General features: G+C 73.8%; 16 protein-coding genes. 5 read left to right on the forward strand and 11 right to left on the reverse strand.

Annotated elements, in window-relative coordinates:
• Positions 1-4: 4 nt before the first annotated feature.
• Positions 5-676: a response regulator gene (locus ACEZDE_RS22765; protein ID WP_380538735.1), complete on the reverse strand. Its 672-nt coding sequence runs from the start codon at positions 674-676 to the stop codon at positions 5-7.
• Positions 673-1,941 (reverse strand): sensor histidine kinase, encoded by a 1,269-nt coding sequence (locus tag ACEZDE_RS22770; RefSeq protein ID WP_380538737.1) that lies wholly within the window; start codon positions 1,939-1,941, stop codon positions 673-675. Before ACEZDE_RS22770 ends, ACEZDE_RS22765 begins: the two co-directional genes overlap by 4 nt.
• Before the next feature lie 189 nt (positions 1,942-2,130).
• On the opposite strand from ACEZDE_RS22770, the gene ACEZDE_RS22775 reads away from it, so the two are divergent.
• Positions 2,131-2,505, forward strand: a complete 375-nt coding sequence (locus tag ACEZDE_RS22775; protein WP_380538740.1) for an RNA-binding S4 domain-containing protein — start codon at positions 2,131-2,133, stop codon at positions 2,503-2,505.
• A gap of 23 nt (positions 2,506-2,528) precedes the next feature.
• On the opposite strand, the gene ACEZDE_RS22780 is transcribed toward ACEZDE_RS22775, so the two are convergent.
• The 4 genes from ACEZDE_RS22780 to ACEZDE_RS22795 all read right to left on the reverse strand — a co-directional run bounded on the left by ACEZDE_RS22780 (position 2,529) and on the right by ACEZDE_RS22795 (position 6,533).
• Complete coding sequence (locus tag ACEZDE_RS22780; RefSeq protein WP_380538742.1) at positions 2,529-3,560, reverse strand: terpene synthase family protein; 1,032 nt, start codon at positions 3,558-3,560, stop codon at positions 2,529-2,531.
• Between the two features lie 324 nt (positions 3,561-3,884).
• Positions 3,885-5,324, reverse strand: coding sequence for an adenylosuccinate lyase (purB, locus tag ACEZDE_RS22785; RefSeq protein WP_380538744.1), 1,440 nt, complete (start codon positions 5,322-5,324; stop codon positions 3,885-3,887).
• A 43-nt stretch (positions 5,325-5,367) separates the two neighbouring features.
• Positions 5,368-5,748, reverse strand: coding sequence for a DUF3037 domain-containing protein (locus ACEZDE_RS22790; protein ID WP_380538746.1), 381 nt, complete (start codon positions 5,746-5,748; stop codon positions 5,368-5,370).
• A complete protein-coding gene (locus ACEZDE_RS22795) occupies positions 5,745-6,533 on the reverse strand; it encodes a HipA family kinase (protein ID WP_380538748.1) in 789 nt (262 codons plus the stop codon). The genes ACEZDE_RS22790 and ACEZDE_RS22795 overlap by 4 nt, the downstream gene beginning before the upstream one ends.
• A gap of 155 nt (positions 6,534-6,688) precedes the next feature.
• On the opposite strand from ACEZDE_RS22795, the gene ACEZDE_RS22800 reads away from it, so the two are divergent.
• Positions 6,689-8,047, forward strand: a complete 1,359-nt coding sequence (locus tag ACEZDE_RS22800; protein WP_380538750.1) for an NAD(P)/FAD-dependent oxidoreductase — start codon at positions 6,689-6,691, stop codon at positions 8,045-8,047.
• Between the two features lie 35 nt (positions 8,048-8,082).
• Here the strand turns inward: ACEZDE_RS22800 and ACEZDE_RS22805 are convergent, their stop codons facing one another.
• Positions 8,083-8,865, reverse strand: a complete 783-nt coding sequence (locus tag ACEZDE_RS22805) for an FAD:protein FMN transferase (RefSeq protein ID WP_380538752.1) — start codon at positions 8,863-8,865, stop codon at positions 8,083-8,085.
• 86 nt (positions 8,866-8,951) lie between these two features.
• Between ACEZDE_RS22805 and ACEZDE_RS22810 the strand changes: the two genes are divergently transcribed.
• On the forward strand, positions 8,952-9,866 hold the full coding sequence (locus tag ACEZDE_RS22810; RefSeq protein WP_380538754.1) for a cation diffusion facilitator family transporter: 915 nt from the start codon (positions 8,952-8,954) through the stop codon (positions 9,864-9,866).
• A 20-nt stretch (positions 9,867-9,886) separates the two neighbouring features.
• Here ACEZDE_RS22810 and ACEZDE_RS22815 read toward each other — a convergent pair whose 3' ends face one another.
• Together ACEZDE_RS22815 and ACEZDE_RS22820 are read right to left on the reverse strand one after the other, a co-directional pair.
• Complete coding sequence (locus ACEZDE_RS22815; protein ID WP_380538756.1) at positions 9,887-10,330, reverse strand: universal stress protein; 444 nt, start codon at positions 10,328-10,330, stop codon at positions 9,887-9,889.
• A gap of 70 nt (positions 10,331-10,400) precedes the next feature.
• Positions 10,401-11,342, reverse strand: a complete 942-nt coding sequence (locus ACEZDE_RS22820; protein WP_380538758.1) for a DMT family transporter — start codon at positions 11,340-11,342, stop codon at positions 10,401-10,403.
• Positions 11,343-11,527: 185 nt separating this feature from the next.
• On the opposite strand from ACEZDE_RS22820, the gene ACEZDE_RS22825 reads away from it, so the two are divergent.
• Entirely contained in the window at positions 11,528-11,875 is a 348-nt protein-coding gene (locus ACEZDE_RS22825; protein ID WP_380538760.1) for an ArsR/SmtB family transcription factor, read from the forward strand.
• Between the two features lie 15 nt (positions 11,876-11,890).
• Positions 11,891-12,562: a DedA family protein gene (locus ACEZDE_RS22830; RefSeq protein ID WP_380538762.1), complete on the forward strand. Its 672-nt coding sequence runs from the start codon at positions 11,891-11,893 to the stop codon at positions 12,560-12,562.
• Positions 12,563-12,627: 65 nt separating this feature from the next.
• Here the strand turns inward: ACEZDE_RS22830 and lgt are convergent, their stop codons facing one another.
• Positions 12,628-13,578, reverse strand: a complete 951-nt coding sequence (gene lgt / locus ACEZDE_RS22835; protein ID WP_380538764.1) for a prolipoprotein diacylglyceryl transferase — start codon at positions 13,576-13,578, stop codon at positions 12,628-12,630.
• Positions 13,579-13,749: 171 nt separating this feature from the next.
• The coding region (locus tag ACEZDE_RS22840) for a cellulose binding domain-containing protein (protein ID WP_380538766.1) at positions 13,750-14,581 on the reverse strand (832 nt) is incomplete at its 5' end.

Below are 14,581 nucleotides of genomic sequence, written 5' to 3' on the forward strand. Positions count from 1 at the left end.
ATCGTCAGCTCGGCCGGACCAGGCCCAGGTCGTAGGCGAGGATCACCGCCTGCACCCGGTCCCTGGCGCCGATCTTCGCCAGCACCCGTCCCACGTGCGTCTTCACCGTAGACTCGGACAGCACCAGCCGTTCGGCGATCTCGCCGTTGGTCCAGCCGTGCCCGATGGCGACCAGGATCTCGTGCTCGCGCTCGGTCAGCGCCCGCAGCCGCGGGTCCTCCGCGCCGTCGGGACCGCCGGGCTGCGGACCGGGCAGCCGGTGCGCGTAGGCGTCGAGCAGCCGCCTGGTCAGGGTGGGGGCGATCACCGCGTCGCCGGTGGCCACCGCCCTGATCCCGGCCAGCAGTTCCTCCGGCTGCGCGTCCTTCAGCAGGAAGCCGCTGGCCCCGGCGCGCAGTGCGGCGTGGGCGTACTCGTCCAGGTCGAAGGTGGTCAGCACCAGGATCCTGGACCGGCCGCCGGTGGCGACGATCCGCCGGGTCGCCTCGATGCCGTCCACGCCGGGCATCCGCACGTCCATCAGCACCACGTCCGGGCGCAGCGCGGCGACCTGGCGGACCGCCTCGGCGCCGTGCGCGGCCTCGCCGACCACCTCGAAACCGGGGCTGCTCTCCAGCAGCATCCGGAACCCGAAGCGTTGCAGCGGCTGGTCGTCCACGATCAGCACGGTGGTCATGCGGCACCCCCGTACGGGCCTTCCAGCACGGCCTCGACCGACCAGCCGCCGCCGGGGCGGGGCCCGGCGCTGAGCGTGCCGCCGTACAGCCCGGCCCGCTCCCGCATCCCGGTGATGCCGCGGCCCTCGCCGGTCACCGGGGACGGCGGGGACGCGCCGCGGGAGGGTCCGTTGTCCTCCACCCGGACCCGGGTCTCGGTCCGGTCGGCGACCACGGTGAGCCGGACCGAGGTCTGCGGTCCGGCGTGCTTCAGGGTGTTGGTGAGCGACTCCTGGGCGATCCGGTACAGCGTCAGTTGCAGGCCGCGGTCCAGGGATTCGGGGCTGCCCACGGTCCGGTAGACCACCTCGGGTCCGGCCGCGCGGACCCGTTCGCACAGCGCGTCCAGGTCCGCGACCCCGGGCTGCGGGCTGAGCTGCCCGGCGTCGCCCCGCCGGGCCGAGAGCACGCCGAGCATCCGGCGCAGCTCGTCCAGTGCCTGCCGCCCGTTCGCGGCGATGTGGGTGAGCGCCTCCCTGCTGCGTTCCGGGGCGACGTCCGCCGCGTACGCTCCGCCGTCGGCCAGGCCGATGATCACCGAGAGGTTGTGGCCGATGATGTCGTGCATCTCCCGGGCCACGCTGGCCCGCTCGGCCGCGGCGGCCAGCCGGCTGCGCTGGTCCCGCTCGACCTCCAGCCGGGTGGCCCGGTCGCGCAGCGCGTCCAGGTAGGCCCGGCCGATCCGCACCGCCAGGCCCAGCGCCGCGCCCGCGGTGGCCGCGCAGTACAGGAAGAACAGCGCGACCAGCCAGGACACCGGTGCGACCCGCAGCGCGGGCAGCACCAGCACCGCCGCGACCGCCCCGCAGCACCAGGCCAGCTGCCGGATCCGGGCGTGCCTGGCGACCGTGTAGAGGGCGAAGATCAGCGCGATGTCGCTGTGCAGCCAGATGTCCAGCGACCACTGCAGCAGGAACACCGCCGCCACCGCGCCCAGCACCGGGACCGGAGCCCGCCGCCGCCACAGCAGCGGCAGGGTCAGCCCCAGCTGCAGCGCGGCCACGGCGGGCAGCGGCACCCCGTGGATCCGGAACGCCTCCTGCTGGGGGCCGTGGCGCAGCAGGTCGGGCAGGGCGAACACCAGCAGCAGCAGGACCACCGCCACGGCGTCGGTCACCCAGGGGCGGCGCTGGTCGAACCGCTGGATCCGCCGCCCGGCCCTGGCCAGCCGGGCGACCTGGGGATGCCCCCAGAGCGGGTCCTCGGTCGTCTCCACGCGCTCCATCTCCGACTCCTGTTTCCGGGACCCAGTCTCTCAGGCGTCGCCGCGGACCGGCCGGTGGGCGACCGACTGCGGCCCGGTCGGCTCCACGCTAGGAGCGGGGTGCGGGCGGACCCGTGGTACCCAGGGCCGATCATGGGCGGGGCCGTGGTACCCCGGTACCACCCGGCGGCGGAGCGCTAAGGTCGGGGCATGACGGCGGACGAGGGACCGGTGCGGGTCGACAGCTGGATCTGGTCGGTGCGGCTCACCAAGACCCGCTCGCTGGCCGCCGCGGCCTGCAAGGCGGGGCACGTCCGGGTGAACGGCGACAAGGCGAAGCCCGCCCAGGTGCTGAAGCTGGGCGACGAGGTACGGGTGCGGGACGGCGGCTACGAGCGGATCGTGGTGGTCGCCCGGCTGGTCAGGAAGCGGGTGGGAGCACCGGTCGCGGCCGAGTGCCTGATCGACAAGAGCCAGCCGCGCCCGCCGCGCGAGGAGGTCCCGGTGGTCGCCGTCCGCGACCGCGGCGCGGGCCGCCCCACCAAGCGCGACCGGCGCGAGCTGGAGCGGCTGCACCGCCGCTAGGGCGGGGTCGGCACGGTGCCGGCTCAGCGGACGGTCGAGGAGAACACGGTCCGGTCGGGGTAGAGCACCATCCGGTCCGGCGCGCCGTCGGCCCAGTCCCAGCCCCCGCCGGGGCCGTGGTAGCGGGGGCAGGCCAGCGACCAGGCGAGGTTGCCGCTGAGCATCAGCGCCCAGGCGTCCAGGTAGGCGCCGATCCCCTCCGCGCCGGTGCCGAGCAGCCGTTCGCGCTCGCTGAAGTAGGCGTCCTCGGCCGCGGCCAGCCGGGCGCAGAGCTGGTCCACGGCCTGCTGCAGGTCGAGGCCCGCGGTGCGGCGCAGCACGCCCACGGCGTTCATCGGCTCGTCCGCGGCGTACTCCTTGCGGTACGAGAGCAGGTCGTTGACCAGGACGGTGTGCTCGAAGCAGGCGTCGAGCAGCCCGGCCAGGGCGTCCTGGCCGACCGCCAGGTCGAGTCCGAGGCCGTGCTCGATGGCCACCCCGACCAGGTCGAACGCGGCGTCGGCGCGGCGCACCGCGAGGTATCCGGGGTAGTCGTGGACCGGCGCGGCGGACTTCCCCGCCGCGGTGGCGATCACCTCGGCGAAGCCCGCCGTGAAGCGGGCCCAGAGCCGGTCCGGGACGCCCTCGCGGACCCGGGCCAGGGTCTGCCCGAGCAGCCGCAGGTGCGCCGACCCGCCCTCGGCGGAGGCGCCGCCGAGGACCGCCAGGTAGCGGTCCGCGTGCGAGGTCTCGGCCGAGTCGCCGTCGGTCACGTCGTCCAGCAGGAACAGCACCGAGGCGGCCAGGCAGATGCCGAGCAGCCGTTCGCCGTCCGCACCGGGCAGCACGCGGCACATCAGGCTGACGCCCTCGCACTCCTCGAACAGCCGCCGCTCGGCGTCCAGGCCGAGGCCGGACATCCGCTCCCGGAACCAGGCGTCGTGCCGCCGCCGCAGTGACTCCCGGTCGGGGTGGTCGCCGGGCGCGAGCAGCCGTCCCCGGGGCAGCACCAGCGTCAGCGCCAGCCCGTCCCGCGGCAGCGGCGGCCTCTCGACCTCGGTCGTCGTCGACATCATCCGTCTGCGCTCCCTCGTTCCGTCCGACCGCTGCCGGGACCAACGAGAGGTCTCCCCCGGGGGCCCGGCGCCGAACACCCGGGGACGCCGACTCGCCCCAACGGGGGACAGCCCGCGGCGGTGCGGATGCGGGAGGTTTAGGGTCTGCGGCACGGGTAAGGCGTCAGTTGCGGACGGCGACGGGAGGGATCCTCTCCCCCCTGGTTACTCCCGACGGCCTCCGCCCGGAAGGGCCCCGGTATCCCCCCATCGGGGCCCTTCCGCATGCCCGCCCGCGCCGGACCGCCGGACGCCCGGACCCGCCCGGACCCGCCCGACCCGCCGTCAGAGGATGGCGCCCGGCGCGTACGTGGCCGCCGCCGGGTACGCCGCCGCCACGTCCTCGACCCGGCCGACCACCTGGGCCACCTGGCTCGCCGCCGCGCCGGTGAAGGACAGCCGGTCCGCCAGCAGCGCGTCCAGCTGGGCCCGGTCCAGCGGGATCCGCTGGTCCTCGGCCAGTCGCTGGACCAGCTGGTTCTCGCGGACCCCGGCCCGCATCGCCAGCGCCGAGGCGACCGCGTGCTCCTTGATCGCCTCGTGCGCGGTCTCCCGGCCGACGCCCGCCCGCACCGACGCCATCAGCACCTTGGTGGTGCCCAGGAACGGCAGGTAGCGGTCCAGTTCGGCGGCGATCACGGCCGGGAACGCGCCGAACTCGTCCAGCACCGTCAGGAAGGTCTCGACCAGGCCGTCGAAGGCGAAGAACGCGTCCGGCAGGGCCACCCGGCGGACCACGGAACAGGAGACGTCGCCCTCGTTCCACTGGTCGCCGCCCAGCTCGGACACCATCGAGGCGTAGCCGCGCAGGATCACCGCGAGCCCGTTGACCCGCTCGCAGCTGCGGGTGTTCATCTTGTGCGGCATCGCCGAGGAGCCGACCTGGCCCTCCTTGAAGCCCTCGGTGACCAGCTCGATCCCGGCCATCAGCCGGATCGTCTTGGCCAGGCTGCTCGGCCCGGCCGCCAGCTGGACCAGCGCGGACAGCACGTCGTAGTCCAGCGAGCGCGGGTAGACCTGGCCGACGCTGGTGAAGCCCTGCTGGAAGCCGAGGTGCCCGGCGACCCGGCGCTCCAGCTCGGCCAGCTTGTCCTGGTCGCCGCCGAGCAGGTCGAGCATGTCCTGCGAGGTGCCGACCGGGCCCTTGATCCCGCGCAGCGGGTAACGGGCGATCAGCTCCTCAAGACGCTGGAACGCGACCAGGATCTCGTCGGCGGCCGAGGCGAAGCGCTTGCCGAGGGTGGTGGCCTGGGCCGCGACGTTGTGCGAGCGGCCGGTCATGACCAGCTCGCCGTGCTCGGCGGCCAGCGCCGCCAGCCGGACCAGCAGGGCCACGGTGCGGTCCCTGACGTGCTCCAGCGACTGCCGGATCTGCAGCTGCTCGACGTTCTCGGTGAGGTCCCGCGAGGTCATGCCCTTGTGGATCTGCTCGTGCCCGGCCAGGGCGCTGAACTCCTCGATCCTGGCCTTGACGTCGTGCCGGGTGACCCGCTCGCGCTCGGCGATGGACGCCAGGTCGACCTGCTCCAGCACCCGCTCGTAGTCGGCGACGGCGCTCTCCGGCACCTCGATCCCCAGGTCGGCCTGCGCCTTGAGGACGGCGAGCCAGAGCTGCCGCTCCAGGACCACCTTGTGCTCGGGGGACCACAGTCGGGTCAGCTCGCCGGAGGCGTAGCGGGCGGCAAGGACATTCGGGATGTTCGGCTTCGCGGTCACGCTTCGCAAGCCTAACAGTCCAGGTCGGAGCGACCCGCCGACGGTACGGCGGTCACCGCACCAGCAGCTCCAGCAGCCGCTGCGGCTCGCCTTCCGGGTCGTCGGTCAGCCCGAGGTGCACCGGGCCCGGCTGGACCACCGTGCTGCGCGGGGCGGTCAGCCAGCGGAAGCGCCGTCCCGGGTCGTCCGCCCCGGCCTGGCCCGCCGCCGGGCCGCCGGCGCAGACGTCCGCCACCGCCGCCAGCGCGCTGCGCACCGCGGCCACGTCGGCCGCCGGGTCCAGCGCCAGCAGCCGGGCCTCGTCCAGCTCGATCAGCGCGCGGACCATCCCGGCCTGGCGGCTGTAGACCAGCACCCCGGCGTTCATCCGCTCCCCGCGCTCCACCCGCGGCACCACCCGGACCAGCGCGTACTCGTACACCACCGGGCTCATGACGCCACCTCGGGAAGCCACTCGCGGGCCCCGCCGACCCGCGCCGCGAGCTGGGCGGTGTACGCCTCGCGCACCGCCTCGGCCGAGCCGAAGCCCGGCTCGTCCGCCAACCAGACCTCGGGCACGTCCGCCAGCACCTCCCGCAGCAGTTCCTCGGTGACCCGGCTGGCCAGCGCCGCGTCCGCCGCCGCCAGGTCCGGGGCGAAGCGCAGCAGCGCGTGCCCCTCGGCGTCGTACGGCTTGTCCACGGACGCCGCCGCCGTGCGCCAGTTGTGGTGGAAGATCAGGCTGGCGCCGTGGTCGATCAGCCACAGGTCGCCGTCCCGCACCAGCAGGTTGGGGTTGCGCCAGGAGCGGTCGACGTTGCCGATCAGGGCGTCGAACCAGAGCACCCGGCCCGCGGTCAGCGGGTCGACCGGGAACGCCAGCGGGTCGAAGCCCAGCGCCCGGGACACGAAGGCCATCCCGAGGTTGGTCCCGGCGGAGGCCCGGACCAGCTGCTGGACCCGCTCGTCCGGCTCCCCCAGCGCGAGCGCCGGGTCCACCTCGACGGTGGCCAGCTCCGGCACCCGCAGCCGCTCCCCGGCCAGCAGCCGCCGGGCGAGACCGCCCGCGACCACCTCGGCGACCAGCGCCTTCCTGCCCTGCGCGGCCCCGGTGAACTTGGCGACCCACAGCCCGCGGACGCCGCCGTCCGGGCCGCCGCGCGCCTCGACCAGGCCCGGCAGCGAACCGCCCTCCCGAAGCGGCGTCACATAGCGGACGGCCCGCAGCTCAGACAACATGCGCCCCACCCTACCCAGCGGCGACCCGGCGAAGTCGTCCCCCGACTTGGCGGACTGCGGTGGCAGGGCCCCCGTGTGCGTGCCAGGGTGGCGGGCAGGAGTAGGCCCGAACCAGTCGCGACGCATCTGTCTGAACCTGTGAGGGATGGCATCCAATGGAACGACCCCGGATCCTGGTGGTCGGCGGCGGCTTCGCCGGCGTCGAGTGCGCCCGTCGGCTCGAACACAAGCTGGTCCCGGGGGAGGCGGACATCGCCATCGTCGCCCCCTTCAGCTACGAGCTCTACCTCCCGCTGCTGCCGCAGGTGGCCGCCGGGGTGCTGACGCCGCAGTCGGTCGCGGTCTCGCTGCGCAGAATGCTGCACCGCACCCGGATCATCCCCGGCGGCGCGATCGGCGTGGACCCGCAGGCGAAGGTCTGCATCATCCGCAAGATCACCGACGAGGTGGTGGCCGAGCACTACGACTACATCGTGCTCGCCCCCGGCAGCATCACCCGGAGCTTCGACATCCCCGGCCTGACCGACCACGCCCGCGGCATGAAGACGCTGGCCGAGGCCGCCTTCGTGCGCGACCACGTGATCAGCCAGCTGGACCTGGCCGACGCCGCGACCGACCGCGACGAGCGGATCTCCCGGCTGCAGTTCGTGGTGGTCGGCGGCGGCTACGCCGGCACCGAGACGGCGGCCTGCCTGCAGCGGGTGACCACCTCCGCGGTGAAGCGCTACCCGCGGCTGAACCCCAACCTGATCAAGTGGCACCTGATCGACATCGCCCCCAAGCTGATGCCGGAGCTGGGCGACAAGCTCGGCGCCACCGCGCTTGAGGTGCTGCGCAAGCGCGGCGTCCAGGTGTCGCTGGGGGTGTCGGTGGCCGAGGCCGGCGAGGACTCGATCACCTTCACCGACGGCCGGGTGATCCCCAGCCGCACCCTGATCTGGACCGCGGGCGTGGCCGCCAGCCCGCTGATCGCCACCCTGGACGCGGAGACGGTGCGCGGACGGCTGGTCACCACCGCCGAGATGAAGGTCCCGATGCTGGACGGGGTGTTCGCGCTCGGCGACGCCGCCGCCGTGCCGGACCTGGCCAAGGGCGACGGCTCGGTCTGCCCGCCCACCGCGCAGCACGCCCAGCGGCAGGGCAAGGTGGTCGCCGACAACGTGGTCGCCGCGCTGCGCGGCCAGCCGATGAAGGACTACTTCCACAAGGACCTCGGCCTGGTGGTGGACCTCGGCGGCGCGGACGCGGTGTCCAAGCCGGTCGGCGTGGAGCTGACCGGCGTCGCCGCCCAGGCGGTGGCCCGCGGCTACCACCTGATGGCGCTGCGGACCAATGTCGCCAAGGTCAGGGTGATGACCAACTGGCTGCTGAATGCCACCGCCGGGGACGACTTCGTCCGCACCGGCTTCCAGCGCGGTCGCCCGGCGACGCTGCGGGACTTCGAGTACACCGATGCCTACCTGACCAAGGAGCAGATCAAGGAGCACACCGCCGCGCTGACCGCCAAGCAGTAGCGGCGGGCCCGTCCCGCGCCTGCCCGGCACCGGCCTCAACCGGCGCCGGGCAGGTCCGCGTAGGCGCCGAAGCCGGAGGTCCACCAGGCCCGGCCGTCCGCGGTGACCGCGAAGCCCTCCAGCCCCGGCCGCCGTTCCAGCCACGCCTTCGCCGCCGCGCCGCCCATCGCGAAGGCCGTGGTGGCGGCGATGTCGGCGGCGGTCAGCGAGGCGCCGACCACCGAGACCGAGGCGAGGCCGCCGCCGCTGACCGGGGCGCCGGTGCGCGGGTCCAGGATGTGCGCGCCGCGCTCGGCGGTGCCGGAGGTGGCCAGGGCGACGCCGCTGCCGCGGACCAGGACCGCGAACGCCCCCGGGTGCAGCGGGTGCGCCACCGCCAGGTGCCAGCCGCGGCCCGGCTCGGGCTCCCCCGCCGTCTGCACGTCGCCGCCGCCGTTGACGCTGTGCCGGACCGACCCGGCCGCGCGCAGGATCGCCGAGGCCCGCTCCACCGCCCAGCCCTTGACCACCCCGGACGGGTCCAATGGTCCGTCGGCGCCGCCGGGGCGAACGCTGAACCAGCCCTCGCCGACGCGTTCCGCCTCGGCGCCCAGCGCCAGCACCTCGGCCACCTCCGGATCGCAGTCGGCGAGCGCCAGTTCGCCCCGGCCGAGCCTGCTGACCTGGCTGTCGGCGCGGTAGGTGGAGAACACCGCGTCCACCCGGTGCAGCCAGGCCACCGCCCGGCGCAGGCCCTCGCCGGTACCCGGCCCCGGATCGCGGACGTCGAACGACACGACCGTGCCCATCACCGTTTCGGCGTGTCTGAGCGGCTGCATCCCCCTAGTCTCTCCTCTCGACCGCGCCGATCGCGTACGTTGAGGGCTCGGTAAGACAATGATCTTCGAGGGGACGACGGACGCAGATGAGTGCCAGCGGTGGTAGCAGGGCGATCGTGGCGGCGCTGGGGGCGAACCTGGCCATCGCCGTGGCGAAGTTCGTGGCGTTCGGGTTCAGCGGCTCGTCCTCGATGCTCGCGGAGGGCGTGCACTCGGTCGCCGACTCGGGCAACCAGGCGCTGCTGCTGCTCGGCGGCAAGCGGGCCAAGCGCGCGGCCACCGACGAGCACCCGTTCGGCTACGGCCGGGAGCGCTACGTCTACGCCTTCCTGGTCTCCATCGTGCTGTTCAGCGTGGGCGGCCTGTTCGCCCTGTACGAGGGCTACAACAAGATCCGGCACCCGCACGAGCTGGAGCACTGGTACTGGCCGGTGGGCGTGCTGCTGTTCGCGATCTGCGCCGAGGGCTACTCCTTCCGCACCGCCGTCAAGGAGTCGAACCCGCTGCGCGGCGGCCAGGGCTGGGTGCAGTTCATCCGCCGGGCGAAGGCCCCGGAGCTGCCGGTGGTGCTGCTGGAGGACTTCGGCGCGCTGATCGGCCTGGTGCTGGCGCTGCTCGGGGTGCTGCTGACGCTGGCGACCGGCCAGGGCGTCTGGGACGGCATCGGCACGGTCTGCATCGGTGCGCTGCTGGTGACCATCGCGATCGTGCTGGCCGTGGAGACCAAGAGCCTGCTGCTCGGCGAGGGCGCCGGGGCGGCGGACGTCAGCGCGATCCGCGCGGCGATGGTGGACGGCGACGTGGTCACCGGCGTGATCCACATGCGCACCCAGTACCTCGGCCCGGAGGAGCTGCTGGTCGCCGCGAAGATCGCGGTGCAGCACGACGACACCGCCGCGGAGGTGGCCAGGGCCATCGACGCGGCCGAGGCCAGGATCCGGGCCGCGGTGCCGATCGCCCGGGTGATCTACCTGGAGCCGGACATCCGCCGCGAGGCCTGAGCCCGCGCCGCGGGGCCCGGCTACGGCACCACCGTGACCGGCCAGCGGCCCGCCTTCACCAGCCGCACCGCGACCGAGCCGAGGATCCGGTGCCCGGCCTTCTCCGAGGCGCCGATCACCACCGCGTCCGCCTTCAGCCGGTCCGCGTGCTCGACGATGCCGCCGTAGGCGTCGCCCTGCGCGGTGTGGAACTCCCAGCGGATCCGCACCTGGTCGCCGAGCCGCTCGGCCGACTCGCGGATCTGCAGCTCCAGGTCGGCCGCGGCCTCGCGGCCGGCCTGGGCCACGGCGGCGCCGACGTCCGCCCCGCCCAGCGTGCCCATCGGCTGGATGTAGACCACCGCGAGCAGCGAGCCCTGCCGACGCGCCAGCCCGGCCGCGTACGCGGCGGCGCGCATCGAGGAATCGGAGCCGTCCACCCCGACCACGATCACGGCCGGTCCGTCGGTCCCCAACTCGAACATGCTGTCTCCCTCTCGGCGCGGCCCGGACCCGGAGCGGTCCGACCCGGGGCGGCCGGGCCGCCCCTGCGCATTATGCCGTCGAGCTGGAGGCGCCCTCGGGCGAGGTGCCCGCCACGGCGCCCTGCGGGCGCTCCCCGATCTCGTCCGGCTTGTTCAGCACGTCCAGCCGGGACAGCCCGACCGCGCCCAGCAGCACCAGCCCGGTGCCGAGGATCTCCGGGGCCAGCCACCACCCGGTGCGCACCGACTCGGCGTAGAGGGTCACCCCGAGCGACAGGCTGATCAGCGCGTCGCCGAGGGTCAGCGCCGGTTGCGAGGCGACCAGCGGGCCCGCCTGCATCGCGTTCTCCAGCAGGAACAGCGCGCAGACCCCGACCGCGGCGAACCCGTAGGTCTGCCAGGCGGTGAAGAAGGCGGCGACGCCGCGGTGGTCCAGGGTGTCGGTGGCCGACTTCATCAGCGCGGCGGTCAACGCGTAGCCGATCGCCGCCGCGGTGCCGAGGAAGGCGGCTCGGGCCGGGCCGACCGGACGCTTCAGCGCCGCGCCCGCCAGCAGCACGATGGCACCGCCGCAGCAGGCCAGCGCCAGCACCCACAGCGCCATCGGCGGCTGCAGTTGGCCGCCGCTCGGCGCGGCGGCGGCCAGCGCGGTGCCCAGGCCGACCACGATGCCCGCCACCGAGAGCCAGCCGCGGGCCGGCATCCGCTTGCGGAACACCAGGCCGGAGATCAGCAGCGCGGCCGGCAGCTCCAGCACGAAGATCGGCTGCACCACCGCCAGCGGCCCGGTGACCAGCGCCAGGCCCTGGAACACCGCGGCCATGATCACGCCCAGGATGCCGAAGGCCCAGATCGGCGTACGCAGCAGGTCCCACATCAGGCGCAGCCGGAACCCGTCCGACTGCGGGACGATCAGCGCGGCGCGGCGCTGGAGCACCGTGCCCATGGCGTTGCTCACCGCTGCGAGCACGGCGAAGACGACGGACAGCATCGCCATCAGCGTCACGGTCATCCCCCTTCCTGCGTCCCTTGCGGCCTCTGTGCCCGGCGGTCTCCGACCGCCGACCGGGATGGCCCCGCCCGTGATGTCGCTGCCCGGAACCGATGCTACCGGGAGTGTCTCCCCCGAAGCCCGCCACGCCGAACCCGGACCGCCGCTGAGTACGATGACCTCATGGGTGGACCCGGGTGAGCGCCATGGCCGACAGCGAGCGACAGGGCAGGCTCGACCAGGCCGCCGCGGCCCGCGTCGCCGGAACGCTGCAGGCGCTGGCCACCCCGTCCCGGCTGATGATCCTGGACCGGCTGCGCGAGGGCGCCTGCGCGGCGACCGAGCTGGCCGCCGAGGTCGGCATGGAGCAGTCGGCCTGCTCGCACCAGCTCCGGGTGCTGCGCGAACTCGGCCTGGTGGTCGGCGAACGGCGTGGCCGCAGCGTGGTGTACGCGCTGTACGACGCGCATGTGCTGGCCCTGCTCGACCAGGCGGTGCACCATGTCGAGCACCTGCACCAGGAGCACTCCCGCCCGGCCCCGGCCCCCGCCTGAACCTATGATGGGCCGATGGGAGCGATCACCGACTGGCTGCAGCACCTGTCCGGCCCTCTCGTCTACCTGATCGTCGCGGCGCTGGTCTTCAGCGAGGACGCGTTCTTCTTCGGATTCGTCCTGCCGGGTGAGACTGCGGTGGTGATCGGCGGAGTGATCGCCAGCGCCCACCAGGACGTGGACCTGCCGGTGCTGATGCTGGTGGTGGTGCTCGCCGCGATCATCGGGGACTCGGTCGGCTACGAGGTCGGCCGCCGCTTCGGCCCCCGGCTGCTGGCCACCGGCTTCGCCACCAAGCACCACGACCGGATCGAGCGCTCGCGCCGGTTCATGCGCGAACGCGGTCCGGTCGCGGTGTTCCTGGGCCGGTTCGTGGCCCTGTTCCGGGCCATGGTCCCGGCCCTGGCCGGGGTGTCCCAGCTGCCCTACCGGCGGTTCCTGCTGTTCAACGCGCTCGGCGGGCTGGTCTGGGGCATCGGCTACACCCTGCTGGGCTACCTGGCCGGGGCCGCCTACAAGCAGGCCGCGCAGACGGCCGGGACGGCCGCGGCGGGTGTGGTGGCCGCGGTGGTGCTGGTCGCCCTGATCGTCTGGTCCGTCCGCCGCCGCCGGCGCGAGGCCGCGCCGGACCCGCGCTCGCCGGAGCAGGACGCGCCCGGCGAGCAGGCGCCCGGCGAGCAGGACTGAGCCGCACCACGCGACGGAGGCGGGACCCGGCCGGGTCCCGCCTCCGTATCACGCCGACGCCCGGCTCAGCTGCTGCTCGTGGTCTTCGGGCCCTCGTCGTCGACCGCCGTCTCGGCCGGGTCCTCCGCGGCCGGGGCGGCGTCACCGTCGTCCTCCGGCTGCTCCGCGTCCGCAGCCCCGTCGGCGGCGATCAGCGAGTCACCGAGGCGGGCCTCGAGCGACGGTTCGGGGCGGTTCCTGGTCGCGATCAGGAACGCCACCGCGGCCAGGAACAGGATCACCGAGGTCCAGTCGTTCAGCCGCAGGCCGAGGAAGCGGTTGGCGTGGTCGCTGCGCAGCGACTCGATCCAGCCGCGCCCGGCCGTGTAGGCCGCGACGTACAGGGCGAACAGCCGGGCCGAGTGGAAGCTCCAGCGGCGGTCCGCGTAGAGCAGCAGACCGCAGACCGCGAGGTCCCAGAGCGATTCGTAGAGGAAGGTCGGCTGGAACACCCCGTGCACGCTGCTGCCGTCGGCGAAGGTCTGGTTGATCTTCAGGCCCCAGGGCAGCGTGGTCGGGTCGCCGTACAGCTCCTGGTTGAAGTAGTTGCCCCAGCGGCCGATGGCCTGGGCCAGGATCAGTCCGGGGGCCAGCGCGTCCGCGAAGGAGGCCAGCGGGATGCCCTTGCGGCGGCAGCCGAGCCAGGCGCCGACCGCGCCGAGCGCGACCGCGCCCCAGATGCCGAGGCCGCCGTCCCAGATGTAGAGCGCCTTGATCGGCTGCTCACCGGCCTTGAAGTAGAGCTCCGGGTCGGTGATCACGTGGTAGAGCCGCCCGCCGACGATGCCGAACGGCACCGCCCACAGGCTGACGTCGATGACGTCGTCAGCACGGCCGCCGAGCTTCACCCAGCGCCGCCGGGTCAGCCACATCGCGGCGACGATCCCGAGCAGGATGCACAGCGCGTACGCGCGGATCGGCACCGGACCGAGGTGCCAGACGCCCTGCGAGGGGCTGGGGATGTACGCGATTTCCATCGGGGTGGTTTCCCTTGAGTTCCCTGGGGGCGGTCTTGCGGCGGGGCCAACACTACATCCGCCCCCGGCGACGGTCAGGCCACCCCGGCGATCATGCCGGACGCCGGGAGGGGCCGGTACCGCGGTCGCCCGCGGTACCGGCCCCTCCCTCTGCTGCCAGATGCCCTCAACTCACCCGGCGGTGCAGGTCAGGGTGGGTGCGGTGTTGGTGCCGGAGTAGTTCGCGCCGAACCCGAAGCTGGTGTTGCCGCCCGGTGCGATGACATTGTTGTACGCAGCGTTGGTCGCGGTCACGGCCTTGCCGGACTGGGTGTAGTTGGCGTTCCACATGTTGCTGATGGTCTGGTTGCCGCCCCAGCTCCAGGTGACCGTCCAGGACTTGGTCGCGGAGCTGCCGGTGTTGGTGACGGTGACGTTGGCGTTGAAGCCGGCGCCCCAGTCGCTGCTGATGCTGTAGGCCGCGGTGCAGCCGCTGCTCCCGGTGCCGCCGGAGGCCGCGGTGGTGCCGGTGACCGTGGCGGACGAGGCGGAGACGTTGCCCGCCGCGTCGTGCGCGGTCACGTGGTAGCTGTACGCGGTCGAAGCCGTCAGCCCGGTGTCGGTGTACGTGGTGCCCGAGGTCACCGTGCCCACCTGGGTCGAACCCCGGTACACCGCGTACCCGGTCACCCCGACGTTGTCGGTCGAAGCGGTCCAGGACAGCGACACACTGCTGCTGGTGGTACCCGTCACGGCCAGGTTGCTCGGAGCCGACGGAGGCGTGGTGTCACCGCCGCCGCCGGAGGCCGCGGTGGTGCCGGTGACCGTGGCGGACGAGGCGGAGACGTTGCCCGCCGCGTCGTGCGCGGTCACGTGGTAGCTGTACGCGGTCGAAGCCGTTAGCCCGGTGTCGGTGTACGTGGTGCCCGAGGTCACCGTGCCCACCTGGGTCGAACCCCGGTACACCGCGTACCCGGTCACCCCGACGTTGTCGGTCGAAGCGGTCCAGGACAGCGACACACTG

This window comes from Streptacidiphilus cavernicola, assembly GCF_042510955.1.
In the GTDB taxonomy this organism is placed as follows: Bacteria; Actinomycetota; Actinomycetes; order Streptomycetales; family Streptomycetaceae; genus Streptacidiphilus; species Streptacidiphilus cavernicola.